The 18,248-nt window shown below is 62.0% G+C and carries 16 protein-coding genes; 4 read left to right on the top strand and 12 right to left on the bottom strand.

All coding sequences use genetic code 11. The features are described 5' to 3' along the window. Positions 1–26 precede the first annotated feature (26 nt). The 3 genes from AC3WJW_RS10545 to AC3WJW_RS10535 form a co-directional block, all read right to left on the bottom strand. Complete coding sequence (locus AC3WJW_RS10545) at positions 27–1,385, bottom strand: DUF1329 domain-containing protein (RefSeq protein ID WP_102702188.1); 1,359 nt, start codon at positions 1,383–1,385, stop codon at positions 27–29. 41 nt (positions 1,386–1,426) lie between these two features. Next, positions 1,427–3,430: a DUF1302 domain-containing protein gene (locus AC3WJW_RS10540; protein ID WP_493725951.1), complete on the bottom strand. Its 2,004-nt coding sequence runs from the start codon at positions 3,428–3,430 to the stop codon at positions 1,427–1,429. A gap of 123 nt (positions 3,431–3,553) precedes the next feature. Then, a complete protein-coding gene (locus AC3WJW_RS10535) occupies positions 3,554–4,120 on the bottom strand; it encodes an RBBP9/YdeN family alpha/beta hydrolase (protein ID WP_015093602.1) in 567 nt (188 codons plus the stop codon). Between the two features lie 354 nt (positions 4,121–4,474). On the opposite strand from AC3WJW_RS10535, the gene AC3WJW_RS10530 reads away from it, so the two are divergent. Next, positions 4,475–5,503 (top strand): AraC family transcriptional regulator, encoded by a 1,029-nt coding sequence (locus AC3WJW_RS10530; RefSeq protein WP_493725950.1) that lies wholly within the window; start codon positions 4,475–4,477, stop codon positions 5,501–5,503. A 976-nt stretch (positions 5,504–6,479) separates the two neighbouring features. On the opposite strand, the gene AC3WJW_RS10525 is transcribed toward AC3WJW_RS10530, so the two are convergent. The 8 genes from AC3WJW_RS10525 to AC3WJW_RS10490 all read right to left on the bottom strand — a co-directional run bounded on the left by AC3WJW_RS10525 (position 6,480) and on the right by AC3WJW_RS10490 (position 13,259). Beyond that, entirely contained in the window at positions 6,480–7,490 is a 1,011-nt protein-coding gene (locus AC3WJW_RS10525; protein ID WP_007979219.1) for a YeiH family protein, read from the bottom strand. Beyond that, positions 7,487–7,813, bottom strand: coding sequence for a Rieske (2Fe-2S) protein (locus tag AC3WJW_RS10520; RefSeq protein ID WP_015093598.1), 327 nt, complete (start codon positions 7,811–7,813; stop codon positions 7,487–7,489). The genes AC3WJW_RS10525 and AC3WJW_RS10520 overlap by 4 nt, the downstream gene beginning before the upstream one ends. Further along, on the bottom strand, positions 7,810–8,472 hold the full coding sequence (locus AC3WJW_RS10515) for a DsbA family oxidoreductase (RefSeq protein WP_493725949.1): 663 nt from the start codon (positions 8,470–8,472) through the stop codon (positions 7,810–7,812). Before AC3WJW_RS10515 ends, AC3WJW_RS10520 begins: the two co-directional genes overlap by 4 nt. Beyond that, positions 8,469–9,800: an MFS transporter gene (locus AC3WJW_RS10510; RefSeq protein ID WP_493725948.1), complete on the bottom strand. Its 1,332-nt coding sequence runs from the start codon at positions 9,798–9,800 to the stop codon at positions 8,469–8,471. The genes AC3WJW_RS10515 and AC3WJW_RS10510 overlap by 4 nt, the downstream gene beginning before the upstream one ends. A gap of 92 nt (positions 9,801–9,892) precedes the next feature. Next, positions 9,893–10,945 carry a beta-keto acid cleavage family enzyme gene (locus tag AC3WJW_RS10505; RefSeq protein ID WP_007979210.1) on the bottom strand — a complete coding sequence of 351 codons (1,053 nt, stop codon included), beginning with the start codon at positions 10,943–10,945 and terminating at the stop codon, positions 9,893–9,895. Between the two features lie 100 nt (positions 10,946–11,045). Continuing rightward, the gene (locus AC3WJW_RS10500; protein ID WP_493725947.1) at positions 11,046–11,894 is read right to left on the bottom strand and encodes a TauD/TfdA dioxygenase family protein; all 849 of its coding nucleotides are present in this window, start codon (positions 11,892–11,894) and stop codon (positions 11,046–11,048) included. 13 nt (positions 11,895–11,907) lie between these two features. Continuing rightward, entirely contained in the window at positions 11,908–12,888 is a 981-nt protein-coding gene (locus tag AC3WJW_RS10495; RefSeq protein ID WP_015093595.1) for a quinone oxidoreductase family protein, read from the bottom strand. A gap of 107 nt (positions 12,889–12,995) precedes the next feature. Next, on the bottom strand, positions 12,996–13,259 hold the full coding sequence (locus tag AC3WJW_RS10490; RefSeq protein ID WP_493725946.1) for a hypothetical protein: 264 nt from the start codon (positions 13,257–13,259) through the stop codon (positions 12,996–12,998). A 120-nt stretch (positions 13,260–13,379) separates the two neighbouring features. Here AC3WJW_RS10490 and AC3WJW_RS10485 point away from each other — a divergent pair, with 120 nt between their 5' ends. Together AC3WJW_RS10485 and AC3WJW_RS10480 are read left to right on the top strand one after the other, a co-directional pair. Then, on the top strand, positions 13,380–15,302 hold the full coding sequence (locus AC3WJW_RS10485) for an alkaline phosphatase D family protein (RefSeq protein WP_493725945.1): 1,923 nt from the start codon (positions 13,380–13,382) through the stop codon (positions 15,300–15,302). Positions 15,303–15,442: 140 nt separating this feature from the next. Continuing rightward, on the top strand, positions 15,443–15,934 hold the full coding sequence (locus tag AC3WJW_RS10480; protein WP_493725944.1) for a P-loop NTPase family protein: 492 nt from the start codon (positions 15,443–15,445) through the stop codon (positions 15,932–15,934). Between the two features lie 109 nt (positions 15,935–16,043). Here the strand turns inward: AC3WJW_RS10480 and AC3WJW_RS10475 are convergent, their stop codons facing one another. Further along, positions 16,044–17,219 (bottom strand): aspartate aminotransferase family protein, encoded by a 1,176-nt coding sequence (locus tag AC3WJW_RS10475; protein WP_493725943.1) that lies wholly within the window; start codon positions 17,217–17,219, stop codon positions 16,044–16,046. A 102-nt stretch (positions 17,220–17,321) separates the two neighbouring features. Here AC3WJW_RS10475 and AC3WJW_RS10470 point away from each other — a divergent pair, with 102 nt between their 5' ends. Continuing rightward, positions 17,322–18,227 carry a LysR family transcriptional regulator gene (locus AC3WJW_RS10470; protein ID WP_493725942.1) on the top strand — a complete coding sequence of 302 codons (906 nt, stop codon included), beginning with the start codon at positions 17,322–17,324 and terminating at the stop codon, positions 18,225–18,227. Positions 18,228–18,248 lie beyond the last annotated feature (21 nt).

Raw genomic sequence — 18,248 nt, 5'->3', positions numbered from 1 at the left:
AGCTCGCTCCCACAGTGGATCGTGGCTTAGCGAATGCCGGCGCCTGCCAGCGATTCCGAAGACCACTGCGCCTTGGAGAGCGGCTCGATGTACTTGATGCCGCCGTAAGGACCGACCACACCGTTGATGTTGTACGAACCACCGACCAGGTCGTAGATCATGAAGGGCGTCGAGTCCGGAACCTGCTTGTCATAGCTCTGGCTCAGGAAGGCGAAGGAACCGCGATAGAGCTGACCACGGGCGTCATATTGATCCGAGGCCAAAGCGGTCCAGCTGTCTTCGTCGAGGTAGAAGCGGCGCTTGGCGTAGATGTGACGGGCACCGGCCTTGAGGTTGCCTTCGACGACCCACACGCGGTGTTTTTCCCAACGCACGAAGTCCGGCGACAGGTGATTGGCGGTGGTCAGCGACTTCGGATCCTGGACGTAGGTCAGCTTGTAGGTGTTGTAGGGCACGATCATTTCCTGCTTGCCCACCAGCTTCCAGTCGTAGCGGTCCAGCGCACCGTTGAACACGAACACGTCATCGTAGGTGCCCGCGCCGGCGGTACCCGGGTTAGGCGTGTCGTAGGCCAGGCTCGGCGCCAGTTTCACCCGACGCTGACCCGGCAAGTACTGCCAGGCGCGACGTGGCTGTTGCAACGGGTTGGCGGCGTCCTTGAGCATGATCGCCTCGCCGGCACGGCGCGCAGGGCCGGTGTACGCCAGCTTCATCTGGTAGTACACGTCGGCGCTGCTGATCGGCTGCGAGAGGTTTTCATAGATCGGGTAGGAGATGTTCGCCTGCCCTGTGGTCGCCAGGCTCGGCACACCGGCGGAGTCGACGTTCCAGGAGTCGTACTTGGAACTGATGCTGACGCCCTGGTAGCGCAACAGGAAGTTCCACATCGCTTCGTTGCCCGACTGCGGAATCGGGAACGGAATGCCCGGCAACACGTTGTCGATGGCCAGGCCACCTTCGAGGGACTTGGCGCCGCTGGCGTTCTTCACGCCGTTGTCCAGAATCGCTTGAGGCAGCGAAACGGTGCGGTGCGTCGGGAACACGTCGACACGGAACGTCGGGAAACGCTTGGCCAGTTCTACCGTGGTTGCCGTGAGCATGCCCTTGTATTGATCGACGTTCTTGCCGTCGATCACCACCAGCGGTTTTTCACTGGCAAACGGATCCGGGCGCATGCTGTCGCCGGCTTTGAAGCTGGCCGGCGCAGTGGTCAGGCCACCGTTGTAGGCGGGGATGGAGCCATCGGCGTTCCCGGCTTTTTCGGCGCCCACCAGCGTCAGGCTGGTGCCCAGTTTGGCGGCTTCCTGGGCTGAAACAGCGGCCTGTGCCTGGGCGGCGAAGACCATGGCCAGCGAGGCGGCCAACACGGTTTGTACAAATTTCATCTTGTTATTCTCCTGCTTGCATTGAGCAAATCAGTGGTGAATCAGAATGTTGTTTTCATCGTCAGGTACACGGCGCCACGGTCCTCGGTCGTGGCACCACCGCCGGAGAAGGACGAGTAGCCGCCGGCGTAGCAGGCGTAGTTTTCGTTGCCGCTGAAGGCGTTCGGGGTGGAGCCGTCGCCGCCGTTCGGGCCGGTGCTCACGCCGCTGACGTTGCACTTGTCGGTCTGGCCGAAGGAGTCCACGTACTTCAGGTCGACAAAGTATTTGTTGTACACAATGGCGCCCACGCCCACGGCATAGTTGCCGGTGTCCTTGGCCCCGCCACCGGAGACCGGCGACACACCGTCGAGACCAACGTTGACGGACATCGGTGCGTTGAGATCGACACCCGGGAAAACCTGGTACCAGGTCGGTGTGAAGTTGACTGCCAGACCCCAGTTGTCACGGGTCGGCGCGTCGATGCCGCGATAGCTGTCCTTGCCCTTGTAGAGCGCTTCGTTCTTGCTATCGAGCTTGAGCAGGTTGCTGTAGTACAGCTCGGCCAGCACGGTGGCCTGATCGAACACCGGGGTTTTCGGCAGGGTCATCAGACCGTTGAGTGTCCAGTGCAGGGTGTCGCCTGTGGCGCTCATGCTGTCGCCGCGGCTCGGGGTGTCGTAGACCACACCGGTGGCGTCCGTACGGGCAGGCAGCAGACCCAGACCTTGACCCAGGCCCAGCGGGCTGCGGGTGCTGACGATCGCCGGGATACTGGCCAGCGGCATGTTGTGGCGAACGTTCAGGTCCGAACCGACGCTGATCCCGCCGACATCCTTGGACAGGCTCAGGCCAAGGATCTTGATGTTGTCGGCATAGGCCAGTTGATAGGTGGCGGTGTCCAGCGAATTGAGGGTGTTGATCACCGCAGGCACTTGCCCCGCCGGACGGGTGCCGTTCGGGTTGGCCGAGGTAATGCCCCTGGCGTCCAGATAGGCTTGCGGCAGGATTTCCGAGGTTTCGCGGTAGTAAACGCCGAGGGTGCCATCCAGCCACGCCGGCGACCACTTGGCCATGACGCCCCAGTCGCCGCTGTCATGCGGTGTCAGGTCCTTGCCACGACGCACATTGGTCAAGGCGTTGCACGGCGCCAGGCCACAACCCAGCGGGCTGCCCGGTACCACGGCGTTGGTGTTGCCCAACAGGAACGATTGCGCGCCGAAGCCGACCAGATCGGAACCACCGTAATAGGTGCCCGCTTCCGGCAGGCGCGCGGCATCCCAATTGAGGAAATACTGGGCACCCACGGTCAGCTCGGGATTGACGGTGAACGTCATCGACAGCTGGTTACGCGGAACGAACAGTTCCTTGGCCTCGGTACCCGGCGACGCGGCAAGCTTGGCCAGGTCGAGGCCGGACTGGCCATAGCTGACCGAGTGCACCGGGTTGAGAATGGTCTCGCCCCAGAACACGTTGTGCTGACCGGCCTTGGCGCTGAACATCGACTCCTCGCCCACTTCGGTGCTGTAGAACACGAAGGCATCGAGGATTTCGCCCGAAGGACCGCTGTAGTAGCGCTGGGCATAGTTGCTCAGGTGCGGACTGCCGTTGCCGACGTTGTCACGGGTGACCCCGGCCAGGCGCGGGTCGTTGGCAATCAGGCCCGAACGCGCATCGTTGCCGTTGACGAACGGGTTGGAATTGGAACCGGTGTTGTCATAGGCCTTGTCGTACCAGCTGGCGGCGCTGACGCGAAAGCCCATGGCGCTCTTGTAGACCACGTCCATTTCGGTCAACAGGTCGATACGGTTGGTGATGTTGGTGCCGGCCTTGCGGAAGTTGTAGTCGCCGTCGTTGTTGTTCGGCGTTCCCAACATGCGTTTGTCGGCGCTTTCGGTGCGCACGCCGTAGTTGTACTTGATGGTGTTATCCACCCGTACGTTCCAGTCCGGATTCCCCGTCTCGATTTCGGCCCCATGGGCCACCGGTACGGTTGCCGCGAGAATGGCCGAGGCCAGCAAGGTGTAGCGTGGAGCGGTGAAGCCGTGACTCTTGTTGTTGTGCATTGCGTTGTCTCCGCCTTTTTGTATTTGTTTTTAGCGCAGCCGCCCTCACGCAAGCCTCTTCGGGTTTGCGTTTAAGGAATGAGGGCAAATGCCGGTGGCGTACTGCCAGTCCAGCTCCTTGTACTAGCGGTCCAGCTCCAGGATGAGTGCTTCGGCTTGCGGCCAGTGGCCAAATCCTGCGGCCGGATTGAGGTGACCGACATCGCCCAGATTGAGCAATTCGGCGCCCCAGCCTTCTGCCATGCGGGTGACCGCAGGCAGCGTGGCAAGGTGATCGTTGGTGCTGCCGGCCACGATGCTGCGAAATGGCAGCGGGCCTTGTGGCAGAGGATTCCAGCCCTGGCTACGCAGGGTTTCGGAAGATGGATAGTTTGCCGGCCAGACCGCATCGAGGTCCGGTGGCGCGGCCAGCAAAGCGCCCTTGATCGGACGGCTGTAGTGCGCAGCCCAGTGTGCGACCATCAGTACGCCGGCACTGTGGGCCACCAGAATCACCGGCCCGTCGATCTGCTCGAGTTCGTGCTGGATGGCCCGCACGCGAGCCATGCAATCGAGCTTGTCGGTCTCCAGCGGCGGGACGCTACGCACGTTGCTCAGCCTGGCTTGCAGCAACGTTTGCCAATGTTCGGCCACGTGCTCGCGCAGACCTGGAACGATCAGAACGGTGGCGGCAGTTTGCAGTTTGTCCACGGTCAACACCTTCGCTTTCTCGATAACTCGACTGGCTGTTTTCGCCAGGGGCTTTTTGTAGGGTCGACATTAAATTGAGCCCACCCGAAGCGCTTTACATTGGACGTCAGGCACTTTTCTTTTGATGACAAATTGTCGGACACTCAGACGCGTGACCGCCGGTCTAAAAACCCCGCAGGTTGGCGCAGGGTCACTGTAATCAACGGATGAGCGCTGATGGCTCCATGCAGCGTAGAAGATGGGTGAGCGCACAGCATGAAAACCATCGACGACATGACAACTGTTCAACTGTTGATACGCTGGATATAGTCGCCACGCTCACGCCAATCACCACCGGCACAGGGAAGCCCTCGCATGACCAAGCTTGTTCGCGCCGCCGTCTTGACCAACTACCTTGAGGTCACCCAGTACCTGGGTTTCAACCCGCGCGACGTGCTGGCCGCTGTCGGCCTGAGCAGGGCCCAACTGCAAGCCCCTGAACACCGCATCCAGATCGATGCCGCCGTACGCCTGCTGGAAGACTCCGCCGCCGCCAGCGGTTGCCAGACCTTCGGCCTGAGCATGGCCGAGTCGCGCCAGCTCTCGGACTTCGGCGTGGTCAGCCTGTTGCTCAGCCACCAGCGCACCCTGCGCGATGCCTTGCAGGTCGTGGTGGATTACCGACACCTGATGAACGACTCGCTGGCCATCTTCATCGAAGAGGCCGGCAAGATGGTGATCATTCGCGAAGAGGTGGTCACCGAAACGCCCATGCCCAGCCGCCAGGCCACGGAGCTGGCCATCGGCGTGATGTTCCGGCTGTGCTCGGCCCTGCTGGGCTCACACTGGCATCCCTACAGCGTCAACTTCATGCACCAGGCACCGGACAACCTGCACCTGCACCGCCGGTTGTTTGGTTGCAAACTGGAGTTCGGCAGTGAGTTCAATGGCATCGTCTGCCCCGACATCAGCCTCGACATGACCAACCCCAACGCCGACCCTGCCATGGCCCGCTACGCCCAGAGCTACCTCGACTCGCTGCAGGGCCACGAAGGCACCTCGATGCTGTTCGAAGTACGCAAGGCGATCTACCTGCTGCTGCCCATGGGACGCGCCACCATCGAACAGGTCGCCCAGAGCCAGGGCATGAACGTACGCACCCTGCAACGCCGCCTCAAAGACGACGGCTGCGCCTTCAACGACGTGATCAACGACGTGCGTCGAGATCTGGTGCTGCGTTACCTGGACAACCCGAACTACTCGCTGAGCCGGATTGCCGACATGCTTGGCTATTCGATGGCGAGTTCGTTTACGCGGTGGTTTATCAGCCAGTTCGGGATGCCGCCGGCCTCATGGCGGGCGCAAAAACAATCCACGGCAAAACCTGGCCCGAAAGAATCCTGAGTCGAGCACACACATGTAGGAGCCGGCTTGCCGGCGATGGACTCCAGTGCGCCGCGTCATCCAGTTCACCCGCGTAATCGTTAACGACCATCGCTGGCAAGCCAGCTCCCACAAGGGACCGCGCCCACGCTCAAACTGTAGGAGCCAGCCTGCTGGCGATGGACTCAAGCGCACCGCGTTCATCCAGTTCACCCGCGTAATCGTTAACGACCATCGCTGGCAAGCCAGCTCCCACAAGGGACCGTGCCCACGCTGAAACTGTAGGAGCCAGCCTGCTGGCGATGGACTCCAGTGCGCCGCGTTTATCCAGTTCACACGCGTTATCGTTGACGACCATCGCTGGCAGGCCAGCTCCTACAGGGGACCGCGTTTATCCAGTTCACCCGCGTTATCGTTAACGACCATCGCAGGCAAGCCAGCTCCCACAAGGGACCGTGCCCACGCTGAAACTACTGTAGGAGCCAGCCTGCTGGCGATGGACTCAAGTACGCCGCGTTCATCCAGATCTCACGCGTTATCGTTAACGACCATCGCTGGCAAGCCAGCTCCCACAAGGGCCAGGCCCACGCTGAAACTGTAGGAGCCAGCCTGCTGGCGATGGACTCCAATGCGCCGCATTGAACCAGGTCACACGCGTTATCGTTGACGACCATCGCTGGCAGGCCAGCTCCTACAGGGGACCGCGTTCATCCAGTTCACCCGCGTCATCGTTCACGACCATCGCTGGCAGGCCAGCTCCTACAGGGGACCGCGTTTATCCAGCTCATACGCGTTATCGTTGACGACCATCGCGGGCAGGTCAGCGCCTACAAGCGACCGCGTCCGAGTCCAAACCTGTGAAAGCCCCCAAAAAAAACGGCGACTGCTGGTACAGTCGCCGCGAAAGACCGGTGTTTGTGACACCGGTCGAGAGCCCCACGGCATGAGGAGTCAACGCCGTGTGGCCCTGCCATAAAACCTGTGCGTGACGAGGCGTTCAGAGCCCCCAGCGCAGCAGCAACAACACCAGCACGACGAGGAACACCGTCTCCCCCACCATCAGCAGGATCGGCTTGATCCCGACCGCCGCCAGCTCACGCAAGCGGGTCTTCATGCCCAGGGCACTGATGGAAATCACCAGGCACCAGCGCGACAGTTCGTTGACCGTGCCTTGCACCGCAGGCGCTATCCATCCGGTGCTGTTGATGCAGGCCAGGATCAGAAAGCCGACGGCGAACCACGGCAACAGCGGCGGGCGCTTGCCGGTCGGATCGGCGCCTTGCATGCGGGTGATCATCGCGGCGGTGACGATCACCGGCAGCAGCATGGCAACGCGCATCAGCTTGACCACCGTGGCCGTGTCGCCGGTCTCGGTCGACATGCTGTAGCCGGCACCGACCACCTGGGCCACGTCGTGGATCGTGGCGCCGAGGAACACGCCCGCCACCTGCGGCGACAACTGCAGCCAGTTGGCGATCATCGGGTAGACGATCATCGCCAGGGTCGACAGCGCCGAGACGCCGATCACAGTGAACAGTGTGGCGCGCTCTTTCTGCGGATGGTTCGGCAGCGCCGCTGCCAGTGCCAGGGCCGCCGAAGCGCCGCAGATGGCGGTCGCGCCGCCGGTGAGCATGCCGAATAGGCGCTGGAAACCCAGGGCCTTGGCGGCAATCACAGACACGCTGATGGTCACTACCACCAGGATCACCACCAGCGCTATCGGCTTCCAGCCCAGCGCGGCCATTTGCTCCAGGGTGATGCGCATGCCCAGCAGCGCCACGCCAATGCGCAGCACCGTGCGGGCGGTGAACTCGATACCGGCCTTGCACGGGCCGTCATCGGCGAGAAAATTCAGGGCCATGCCCAGCAGCAAGGCGAACAGCATGACCGGCGCACCGTAGTGCTCGGACAGGAACGACGCGGCGGCCGCCACGATCAGGCTGACGATAAACCCCGGTGCCAGTTCGCGCGTGCGACTGTGGATGCGGGTGAGAGCAATGGCGCTCATGGCGCGGCCTCCTCGGAAACGATGACGATAAACGCCTGGCCGTCGATGATCTCGACCGGGTAGTTGGTGACTTTGACTTGCCTGGAGTTGAGCAAGTAGCCGCTGTGCAAATCGAAGCGCAGGCCATGGGCGCAGCATTGAATCACCCGGCCCTCAAGGCGCCCGCCACAGAGCGAAGCGCCCTGATGCGGGCAGCTGTCGTCGATGGCAAACAGCTGCCCGTCGACGTTGAACAACGCCAGGCTTTTGTCCTCGAATTCGAACAGCGCCCGGCCACCGGCCTGCGGGTGTTTGCCGGCAGGCACGGGAATGCGCCGGGTCATGCTGGCTGCCGCTCGCGATCACTTTCCTTGAGGGCCTCGTTCATGGCCCCGAGCAGCGCCTGAGCAGGTTGTGCACCGATCACCGTCATGCGGTTGTCGAACTTGAAGCTCGGCACGCCACTGGTCGCGCCGGGAGATCCTTCGAACGGTGTGGCATCGCCCTTCAGGCAATCGAGCAGCCCTTCCGGAGCGACGCCGCAGGAGCGGGCAATGGCCAGCAAGGTCTCGCGGCAACCGAGGTTTTCGCGTCTCAGGAAATAAGCGGCGAACAGTCGTTCGAGCAGCATTTCACGCTGACTGGCATTGCCCAGTTCGCTGACACGCTCGAACAAGCGATGGGCGTCGGCGGTGTTCGGCATCGTCTCGATACGGCTGAGGTCGATGGCCAGGCCGACCGCACTGGCAGCCTGCTGTACCTGGGCCTGGCGCATGGTCATGGCGTCGGCATTGCCCAGGCGCTTGCGGTAGAAATCGGCAAAGGGTTCACCCTCTACCGGTATCTGAGGCAACAACTGCACGCCATGCCACACCGTGGTGATCTGCACATCCGGGTGACGACTGCGAAACTGCACCTGCGCATGCTCCAGTTGGCGTTTACCGATCAGGCACCAGGGGCAGATAAAATCGAAAAACACATCAATACGTAAACGACGACTCACAACTTCACCTCTAAACCCGCTTCACCGACAGGGTCAGGCACGCTCTGACCCTGAAGCCGGGCAATATCTTTGTGGTAATGACACTTGGCATAAAAGAACACCGCCGCCGCCGCGAGGCTGACCAGTGGCACCAGTTGAAACGCGGCATGCAGACCGATGAGGTCGGACACCCGGCCGGTGATGAACGGTCCCGGTGCCAGCCCCAGCATGTTGTTGGCCAGAGTCAGCGTGGCGAACGCCGTACCGTGCACCGAGTAATGGGTCAGGTTGGCAACCATCGCACCGGCGGGGCCGGTGGTGCCGGTGGCAATCGCCATGCCCAGGCAGATCAGCAGCAGTTGCACTGGCCCTGCCTGCAAGGCAAACGCGGCCGACAACAGCAGGCAACTGCCCAGGCAGAAACCGATGGCCAGGCTGACCTTGCGCTCCGGCGAGTTGCGACACAGGCGATCGCTGAGCATGCCGCACAGGATCATGCCCGCACCGCTGCACAACACGATGATCGCCGCCATGCCGCCGGCCTTGTCGGTGGGCATGTCGTAGTAGCGATTGAGGTAGCTGGGAATCCACACCATCACCGTGCCGCCGACGAACAACTGCAAGCCGCTGGCGATGTAGGTCGACACCACCGAACGGCTGGACCACAGCGTGCGCAGCGGACGCTTGACCGCGGCAGCCGTCTTGTTCGCAATCTGCGCGGCACGTTGTGGCGCAATGCGCGCTTCCTTGACGATGAGCGGATAAAGCATCGCCAGCACCAGGCCAAACAACGACATGCCGGCGAACGACCAGCGCCAGCCCAGCTTGGCGGCAATCGCACCACCCAACGCCATGCCCAACACCGAACCGAACATCCCGCCCGCCATGAAGGCACTGGCCAGGGTGGCCCGCATGTGTTTGGGGAACACCGAAATCACCACCGCGATGCCCACGCTGCCGTAGGCGGCTTCGCCGACACCGACCATGAACCGTGCGATGAACATCTGCTGGTAGTCCTGCGCCAACGCGCAACCCAGGGTCGCCACGCTCCACAGGAACGCCATCAGCGCCAGGCTCTTGACCCGGCCGAAGCGGTCGGCCATCAACGACAGGGGAAATGTCAGCAGGCCGACCATCAGAGCAACGATGCCGCTGAGCAGACCCAGCTGTCCGTCGCTCAACGCCCACTCAGTCTTGAGCAGGGGGAATACCGCGTTCAGTACCTGACGCGACATGTAATCGGAAATCAACAGGCCGAACGTCAAGGCAAAGACGATCCAGGCATATTGGCGCGCAACGCCGACTCCGCTGGAGTCGTCATCGTCAGCGGCTATTGGGTGAAAGGCCATGCAGCCTCCTCAAGAGCTTTGTTTTATTTTTGTTATCAAGCGTGTAACGGTCAGGCGGACGAGAGGTCACGGCCTCTCGTCCCGACCCTCGGTCAACCGCGTTGCGGTACACCTTTTTGCCCAGCCTTGCGGTTGGGGGCCATGCCGTTGGCCAACAGGGTTTCTTCGATGGTTTCGTACTGCACGCCGATGCGGTAGATCTCGCGGGCTTCTTTGCCGGTGGCGATTTCGCGGCCCAGTTCGTGGGCGATGCGCACGGTTTGCTGGATCTGCGCCACCGAGCCGAAACGATCGCCCTTGTGATCAATGATAGTGTCTTCATTGCCCACGCGCGGGTGCATGCCCATGGCCATCGACATGGTGTTGAATGGCATGACGTTCTTGAGCAGCGATTCGGAGGTCAGGGTGCAACCGTCCGGCGCGCGGTGGATGAAGTTGAAGAAGTTGAACGGGTTCGGGCCGTCGAAGCCGCCGCCGATGCCGATCCAGGTCAGGTTCAGCGGGCCCTTGTAGATACCCCTGCGCACCAGGCGCTCGAGGGTTTCCATGGCGTGCATGCCGGTCAACTGGAAGTGCGGCTGGATGCCGTTGTCCATCAGGCGCTTGAGGTGCTCGGCAACCCAGGCAGGGCCGGCCGGTACGGTCATTTCGCTGTAGGCGGCCTGGGTCAGCGGATTGGCCAGGGAAGTGCCTTCCAGGTACTCCGGATACAGCAGCTCCATGATGTTCATCTGGGTGGTGTTGATCGCCACGGTGACCTGATCCGGCTTGGGGGTCAGCTCGGCCAGCATGTGGCGGGTGTCGTCGGACAGCCACTTGGCCGCTTCGCCATCGCTTTCCGGGGCGAAGGAAATCGAACCGCCGACCTGGATGATCATGTCCGGCACGGCTTCACGCACACCGGCGATCAGCTCGTTGAATTTCGACAGGCGCTTGGAGCCCTTGCCGTCCAGTTCACGCACGTGCAAGTGCAGCACCGTGGCGCCGGCTTCATAGCATTCGACCGCTTTCTGGACTTGCTCGTCCATGGTCAGCGGGATGTCTTCCGGGAAGTCTTCCGGCATCCACTCCGGGCCGTACGGGGCCACGGTGATGACTACCTTTTCCATGTTTTCCGGGTGCAGCGAGTCGTCGAAGAATTGCATGGTCTACTCCAGTTCTTATGCCAGTTCTTATGATTGTCCCGCCCACCCGGGGTCGTGCCGGGTAAGCGTGCTTACGAGTGCGAATGCAGGTGGCGTTCGATCAGAACGTCTTGTCGCCGATGATCCCGGCACGTTCCATCTTGCGATGGCAGGGCGGGTAATCCATGACGGCGTAATGCTGGGTACTGCGGTTGTCCCAGATGGCGATGCTGTTCGGCTTCCAGCGCCAGCGCACCTGATACTCAGGGATGTACGCCTGACTGATCAGGTAGCGCAGCAACTCGCCGGCGCCAGGGTTGGCGTCCTGGCCGAAGCGCACCCGCTCAGGGGTGTGGTAGTTGCTGAAGTGGGTGGTGAACGCGTTGACGAACAGCACCTTCTCGCCGGTTTCCGGATGGGTGCGCACCACCGGGTGTTCGGCGTCCGGGTACATCGCCTTGAGCGCCAGGCGTTTTTCAATCGGCATCGCCGCACCGAAGCTCGCTTCGATGCTGTGGCGGGCACGCAGGTCGGCGATCTTGACCTTTACGTCTTCCGGCAAGTTCGCATAGGCCTGGACCATGTTGGTCCACATGGTGTCGCCGCCCACTGGCGGGCATTCCACGCAACGCAGCACGCAGCCCATCGGCGGTGCTTCGCGCCAGGTGGCGTCGGTATGCCAGGCGTTTTCGTAGCGGTCCATCGGCTGGTCCGGATTCTTGTAGATCCGCACCAGTCCCGGATGATCCGGATCACTGCCGGCCACCGGATGATCTTCCAGCTCGCCAAAGCGCCGGGCGAAGGCCACGTGCTCGGCGCGGGTGATGTCCTGATCGCGCAGGAACACCACGCGGTGCTTGAGCAACTGGGCACGAATCTCGGCAAACAGACCGTCGTCATGCACCGCTTCGGCCAGGTTGACGCCGATCAGTTCGGCGCCAATGCTGCAGGTCAATTGTTCGACTTTCATGGCTGGCCGCTCCTTAAACGACGAAAATCGAAGAACCGGTCGTCTTGCGCGATTCAAGGTCGCGATGGGCCTGCACCGCGTCCTGCAAGGCGTAGTGCTGGTTGATCTCGATCTTGATCCGGCCGCTGCCGACGTGGTCGAACAACTCGCCAGCCAGGGCGGCTTTTTCGGCCGGGTCGCTGATGTAGTTGGCCAAGGCAGGACGGGTCAGGTACAGCGAACCTTTCATCGCCAGCATCACCGGGTCGAACGCCGGGATCGGTCCGGATGCGGTACCCACGCAGACCATCAGGCCACGGGGTTTCAACGAATCCAGCGAACCCATGAAGGTGTTCTTGCCAACACTGTCGAACACCACGTTGACGCCCACGCCGTCGGTCAGTTCGCGAACGCGAGCGGCGACGTCTTCATGGCTGTAATTGATCGTATGGTCACAACCGTGAGCCCGGGCGATTTCCGCCTTTTGCTCGGTCGAAACCGTGCCGATCACGTTCAGGCCCAGCAACTTGGCCCACTGCGAAACGATCAGGCCGACACCGCCGGCAGCGGCGTGCAGCAGGATGCTGTCGCCGGCCTTGAAGTCGTAGATGCGGCGCATCAGGTACGAAGACGTCAAACCGCGCATGGTCATGGCGGCGGCGGTTTCGAAGCTGATGGTTTCCGGCAGTTTGATCAGCGGCGCGGCCGGGATCAGGCGCTCGGTGCTGTAGGCGCCGAGGGTATTGAGAAAACCGGTGTAGGTGACGCGGTCACCGACTTCGACGTTGGTGACCCCTTCACCAACGGCCTGGACCACGCCGGAAGCCTCGACGCCCATGCCATTAGGCATAGGAATCGGATAGGTACCATTACGGAAATAGGTGTCGGCGTAGTTCAAGCCAACCGCCACATGACGGAGACGAACCTGGCCTGGACCGGGTTCGCCGACTTCGACGTCCTCGTAACGTAGAACTTCGGGACCACCGGTTTCATAAAAGCGTACGGCTTTGGCCATTTTTCTTATTCTCCAATCTGCAATATGGGCGTGTTGCATCGAATTGCGCTGATTGGACTGTAGGACGAGGCCTGTTGTGACGCTTCTCATCAGGCGACAATGGCTTTTCATTTCATGACAGGCGGGGCCGCTCCCTCCTTGCCGTCGTTCGGCTGGTCAGTGGTTTTTTCGTCAACGGCCGGTGTTTGCGGGCTACCGAATCCGGCCTTGGCGTTTTCGGCCTTGCTCTTGTGGATATCGCAGCCCTCCAACTCGCTGACCTGGGTGCAACCGGACTGCTCAAGCTGTTTGCGGTACTTGTCGTTGATGGCATGGGCCGGGGATTGGGCGACGAGCAAGATGGCCAATGCCGGCAGGATGATTTTGTACATGTGTTCCTCCCTCCCACTGAAATAATGCCGACACACGGCGCAGCAGACTCACTCTAGCCTGCCTCGTCGTCACCTGCGCTATCATCGCCCGCCTCGATGCCCCAAGAGCCTTGACCCCGGATGTCCGAAACACTGCCACTGCCCGATGATCACCCAGCCCTGCCGCCGGTCCTGGCGGGCCCGCTGCTGCGGCGCCTTGAGCCCACGCGGCTGGTGTTGTGGCTGGTGGGGTCCCGGGCGCTGGCACTGACCTTGCGCCTGCAGGGCGTCGGAGACATCCGCCTCGATCACGGGCAATGCACGGTGATTGCCGCAGGGGCTCATGCCTTTGTGCACTTGATCGACGTACCACTCGATTGCGCCCTGCCCTGCGACGTCTCGATCGACTACGACCTGCTGATCGACGGTGCAGAACACGGCATCGCCGACTGGGCGCCGCACCTGCTGTACGGCGATGCCCCTTGCCCGAACTTCGTCCTGCGCGCACGGGTCGATCAGTTGCTGCACGGTTCTTGCCGCAAGCCTCACCACCCGGCGGCAGACGGCTTGCTCTGCGTCGACCGGTTGCTGGCGCAGGAACATGCAGCCAAGGACCGCCCGGCACTGCTGATGATGACCGGTGATCAGGTATACGCCGACGATGTCGCGGGGCCGATGCTGCGGGCGATTCACGCCTTGATCGAGCGCCTGGGCCTGTTCGGCGAACACCTCGAAGGCGCCGTGGTCAGCGACAGCGCCAGGCTCTACGAGCATCCGGCCAGTTACTACCACCGAGCGGATCTGCTGCCGGCGCTGCAAAGCAATGAAACCCTGCGCGAGCGTTTCTTCGGTGGCGCACGCAAGCCGATCTTCACCAGCAGCAGTGCCGACAATCACCTGGTGACCTTCGCCGAAGTCATGGCCATGTACTTGCTGGTCTGGTCCCCAGTGCCCTGGACCCTGATCGCGCCCCAGGCACCGACGCTGACACCGGAACGGCTCAAGCGCTACGCCCTTGAACAGACACGCATCGATGCCTTCACGGCCGGCCTTGGCAACGTCGCGCGGGCACTGGCGCATCTGCCGACGCTGATGATTTTCGACGACCACGACATCACCGATGACTGGAACCTGTCCGCCCAATGGGAGGAAACGGCCTACGGCCATCCGTTCTCCCGGCGCATCATCGGCAACGCACTGCTGGCGTACATGCTGTGCCAGGGCTGGGGCAATAATCCGGATGCCTTCGCTGCCGTGCTGGAGAAGGCCGCCGCGTTGAGCGCCAGTGGCGATGACCGCTACCTCGATAGCGCGGTCCAGGACGACTTGATCAATGACCTGCTGAAATTCCAGCACTGGCATTACGTGCTGCCGACCACCCCGGCCATGGTCGTGATCGACACCCGCACCCGGCGCTGGCGCAGCGAAATGAACCTCAAGCAGCCTTCCGGCCTGCTCGACTGGGAAGCCCTGAGCGAACTGCAACAGGAACTGCTGGACCACCCGAGCGCGATCATCGTTTCACCGGCGCCGATCTTTGGCGTCAAACTGATTGAAACCGTGCAGCGGGTCTTCAGCTGGTGCGGATATCCACTGCTGGTGGACGCGGAAAACTGGATGGCCCATCGCGGCGCGGCCCAAGTGATCCTGAACATTTTCCGCCACTCGCGCACCCCGGGTAACTACGTGGTGCTGTCAGGCGATGTGCACTACTCCTTCGTCTACGAAGTGCTGATCCGCCACCGCAAGGCCGGGCCACGCATCTGGCAGATCACCAGCAGCGGCATCAAGAATGAATTCCCCCCCACCCTGCTCGAATGGTTCGACCGCCTCAACCGCTGGCTGTACTCACCACGCTCGCCACTGAACTGGCTGACCAAACGTCGACGCATGCGCATCGTGCCGCATGTCCCGGAACACGCCGAAGCTGGAGAGCGGCTGTGGAACTCGGCGGGGATCGGGCAGGTGTTCTTTAATGAAAAGGGTCAGCCGCAGGACATTTTTCAACACAACGCCAATGGCTCACCAAAGACACGAATGGTTGCGCCGGAGGGTGAGTACTAAAGGTATAACCCCTGTGGGAGCGAGCTTGCTCGCGATGGCGGCGTATCAGTCGACATCGATGTTGGCTTTGAGTCAGTCATCGCGAGCAAGCTCGCTCCCACAGTGATCCTCGTCAGGCACATAGGTAGAGGCAACTCGGCATGAACCTCACCCGCACCCTGATCATCGGCAACTCCGGCTCCGGCAAGAGCTGGCTGGCGCAGCGGCTAGCCCAGCAATTGCGTGAGCCCTGGACCGATCTCGACCGGATTCACTGGCTGTCGGACGAACACAGCATCCCCCGCCCCCGCGCCGAAGCATTGGCCATGGCACGGATCGCGGCCGACGAGCAACGCTGGGTAATCGAAGGCGTTTACGGCTGGATCATCAGCGAAATCCTCCACCGCGCCACGGCCTTGATCTGGCTGTGTGTCGATGACGAGGAATGCATCGCCAACATTCACCAACGGGAAACACAGGATGACGAACGGTTGGTGGCAATGCTGGAGTGGGCGGGCAGCTACCGCAAGCGTGATGAATCAAGCGGATTTGCTGCGCACCAGCGGTTGTTCGAAGATTTTGATGGCTCGAAGATCCACCTGCATGATCGGGCTGAAATCGCGGACTTCGCTACACAAATAACGCCCCCGTAGGAGCTGCCGAAGGCTGCGATCTTTTGATCTTGATTCTGCTGTCGCAGCTCCGCCACAGATCAAAACAAAAAGATCGCAGCCTTCGGCAGCTCCTACACACGCAGGTGTTTCAATTCTCTTTCACCACACCACTCACCCCCCTGACAATCATCTCCACCTCCCGCCCATCAAGCGTCAGCGGCGGTAGCAGGCGAATGGTTTTCCCCCGCGTGACGTTGATCAGCAAGCCATGATCCCGCGCAGCGATCAGGCTCAGGTCGCGGATCGGTTGCTTGAGTTCGATGCCGATCATCAGCCCCTGACCACGGATCGCCATGACGTTCGGGCTGCCCGCCAACTCAGTGCGCAATCTGTCGAGCAGCCGCGCGCCCTGGAGCCGTGCGTTTTCCAGCAGCCCTTGTTCCTCAACGATATCCAGCACGGTGCAACCAACGCGGCAGGCAAACGGATTACCGCCGAAGGTGCTGCCGTGGCTGCCCGGCGTGAACAGTTCGGCCGCCTTGCCACGGGCCAGGCAAGCGCCGATGGGCACGCCGTTGCCCAGGCCTTTGGCCAGGGTCATGACGTCCGGAACGATGTCTTCGTGCTGAAAGGCAAACCACTGCCCGGTGCGGCCGATGCCGGTCTGGATTTCATCGAGCATCAACAACCACGAGCGCCGGTTGCACAGCTCGCGCACGGCCTTGAGATAGCCCGGTGGCGCCAATTGCACGCCGCCTTCGCCCTGGATCGGTTCCATCAGCACCGCCACGATCCGCGAACCGTAAGCCTGTTGCACCTGGTCCAGCGCATCGAGATCGCCGAACGGCACTTTGACGAAATCTCCCGGCAACTGATTGAACCCCAGGCGCACCGCCGGGCCGTCGCTGGCCGATAAGGTGCCGAGGGTGCGGCCATGGAACGCGTTCTCCATGACCACCACCAGCGGTTGTTCGATACCTTTGTGCCAGCCATGCAGCCGGGCGATTTTCAGTGCGGTTTCGTTGGCTTCGGCCCCGGAGTTGTTGAAAAACGCCCGGTCCATGCCCGCCAGCCGTGTCAGTTTTTGCGCCAGCCGTTGTTGCCAGTCGATGCTGTAGAGGTTCGACGTGTGCAGCAGTAACCCGGCCTGCTCGGTGATGGCGGCGACGATTTTCGGATGGGAGTGGCCGACATTGGTCACCGCCACACCGGCGACTGCATCCAGGTATTCGCGACCGGCCTGATCCCACAGGCGAGTGCCCAGGCCCTTGTTGAAACTCAGGGCCAAGGGTTGGTAAGTGCTCATCAGGCAGGCGGCGGTCATGACGTCAAGCTCCAGCAAGGGTCGGTGTTTTTGCAGTATGGTTAGCCACCTGAGCTGGATAAACGCTGTAAAACTTCAATCATTTTAAAGCCGAGCTTGATAATGGATTTGTTCCAGGCAATGAGCGTCTACGTGAAAGTGGTGGAGACCGGCAGCATGACCGCCGCCGCTTTGCAGTGCGATATGTCCACGACCATGGTCGGCAACCACCTCAAGGCCCTGGAGCAGCGCCTGGGCGTGCGCCTGCTCAACCGCACGACGCGGCGTCAGCGGCTGACCGAGTTCGGCGTCGCGTATTACCAGCGTTGCCTGGAAGTGCTGGGGCTGGTGGCCGACTCCGAGCGTCTGGCCGAGCAGGCCCTTGACGAACCGAGCGGGACGCTGCGCATCACCGCTCCCCTGACCTTCGGCACCGAACGCCTGGCGCCGGCACTGAGTGAGTTCAGCCGGCAAAACCCGCGGGTGAAACTCGACGTGGTACTGACCAACCGGCGCCCGGATCTGCTGGAAAACGGACTGGACGTAGCCTTTCGCCTCGGCGCGCTGGAGCCCTCCAACCTGATCGCCCGCCCGCTGATCGACTACACCCTGACCATGTGCGCGTCACCGGACTATCTGGCCCGTCGCGGCACACCGCAAACGCCTGAAGACCTGCGACACCACGACTGCCTGTCCTTTGCCTATCCGGCCGGGGATGACTGGCAATCGGTGCAAAAGGAATGGCGCCTGGCCGGGCCCGAGGGCGAAGTCAGCGTGGGGGTCGGCGGGCCGATGCTGATCAACAGTTCCGCCGGTTTGCATCAGGCGGCGCGGACCGGCATGGGCATCGTGATGATGCCCGACGCACTGGTCGAGCAGGACCTCAAGGACGGAAAACTGTTGGCCTTGATGCCCGATTACTGCCCGCCCAGCCGGCCGATGCACCTGGTCTATGCCCAGGATCGCCACCGTTTGCCGAAACTGCGACGCTTCGTCGAATTCGCCGTACAGATGTGGGGCAAGCACTAGTCGGCCGAACAGGCCATGCAC

The sequence above is a fragment of the Pseudomonas sp. GW821-FHT07G06 genome (genome assembly GCF_058986625.1).
Note: the sequence above shows the minus strand (reverse complement) of the source record. Positions and strands in the feature narration are given on the sequence as shown.

Excerpts from the sequence above, each read along its gene's own strand:
- AC3WJW_RS10545 (WP_102702188.1), bottom strand. The coding sequence starts at position 1,385 with ATGAAATTTGTACAAACCGTGTTGGCCGCCTCGCTGGCCATGGTCTTC.
- AC3WJW_RS10540 (WP_493725951.1), bottom strand. The coding sequence starts at position 3,430 with ATGCACAACAACAAGAGTCACGGCTTCACCGCTCCACGCTACACCTTG.
- AC3WJW_RS10530 (WP_493725950.1), top strand. The coding sequence starts at position 4,475 with ATGACCAAGCTTGTTCGCGCCGCCGTCTTGACCAACTACCTTGAGGTC.
- AC3WJW_RS10525 (WP_007979219.1), bottom strand. The coding sequence starts at position 7,490 with ATGAGCGCCATTGCTCTCACCCGCATCCACAGTCGCACGCGCGAACTG.
- AC3WJW_RS10520 (WP_015093598.1), bottom strand. The coding sequence starts at position 7,813 with ATGACCCGGCGCATTCCCGTGCCTGCCGGCAAACACCCGCAGGCCGGT.
- AC3WJW_RS10510 (WP_493725948.1), bottom strand. The coding sequence starts at position 9,800 with ATGGCCTTTCACCCAATAGCCGCTGACGATGACGACTCCAGCGGAGTC.
- AC3WJW_RS10505 (WP_007979210.1), bottom strand. The coding sequence starts at position 10,945 with ATGCAATTCTTCGACGACTCGCTGCACCCGGAAAACATGGAAAAGGTA.
- AC3WJW_RS10500 (WP_493725947.1), bottom strand. The coding sequence starts at position 11,894 with ATGAAAGTCGAACAATTGACCTGCAGCATTGGCGCCGAACTGATCGGC.
- AC3WJW_RS10495 (WP_015093595.1), bottom strand. The coding sequence starts at position 12,888 with ATGGCCAAAGCCGTACGCTTTTATGAAACCGGTGGTCCCGAAGTTCTA.
- AC3WJW_RS10490 (WP_493725946.1), bottom strand. The coding sequence starts at position 13,259 with ATGTACAAAATCATCCTGCCGGCATTGGCCATCTTGCTCGTCGCCCAA.
- AC3WJW_RS10485 (WP_493725945.1), top strand. The coding sequence starts at position 13,380 with ATGTCCGAAACACTGCCACTGCCCGATGATCACCCAGCCCTGCCGCCG.
- AC3WJW_RS10480 (WP_493725944.1), top strand. The coding sequence starts at position 15,443 with ATGAACCTCACCCGCACCCTGATCATCGGCAACTCCGGCTCCGGCAAG.
- AC3WJW_RS10475 (WP_493725943.1), bottom strand. The coding sequence starts at position 17,219 with ATGACCGCCGCCTGCCTGATGAGCACTTACCAACCCTTGGCCCTGAGT.
- AC3WJW_RS10470 (WP_493725942.1), top strand. The coding sequence starts at position 17,322 with ATGGATTTGTTCCAGGCAATGAGCGTCTACGTGAAAGTGGTGGAGACC.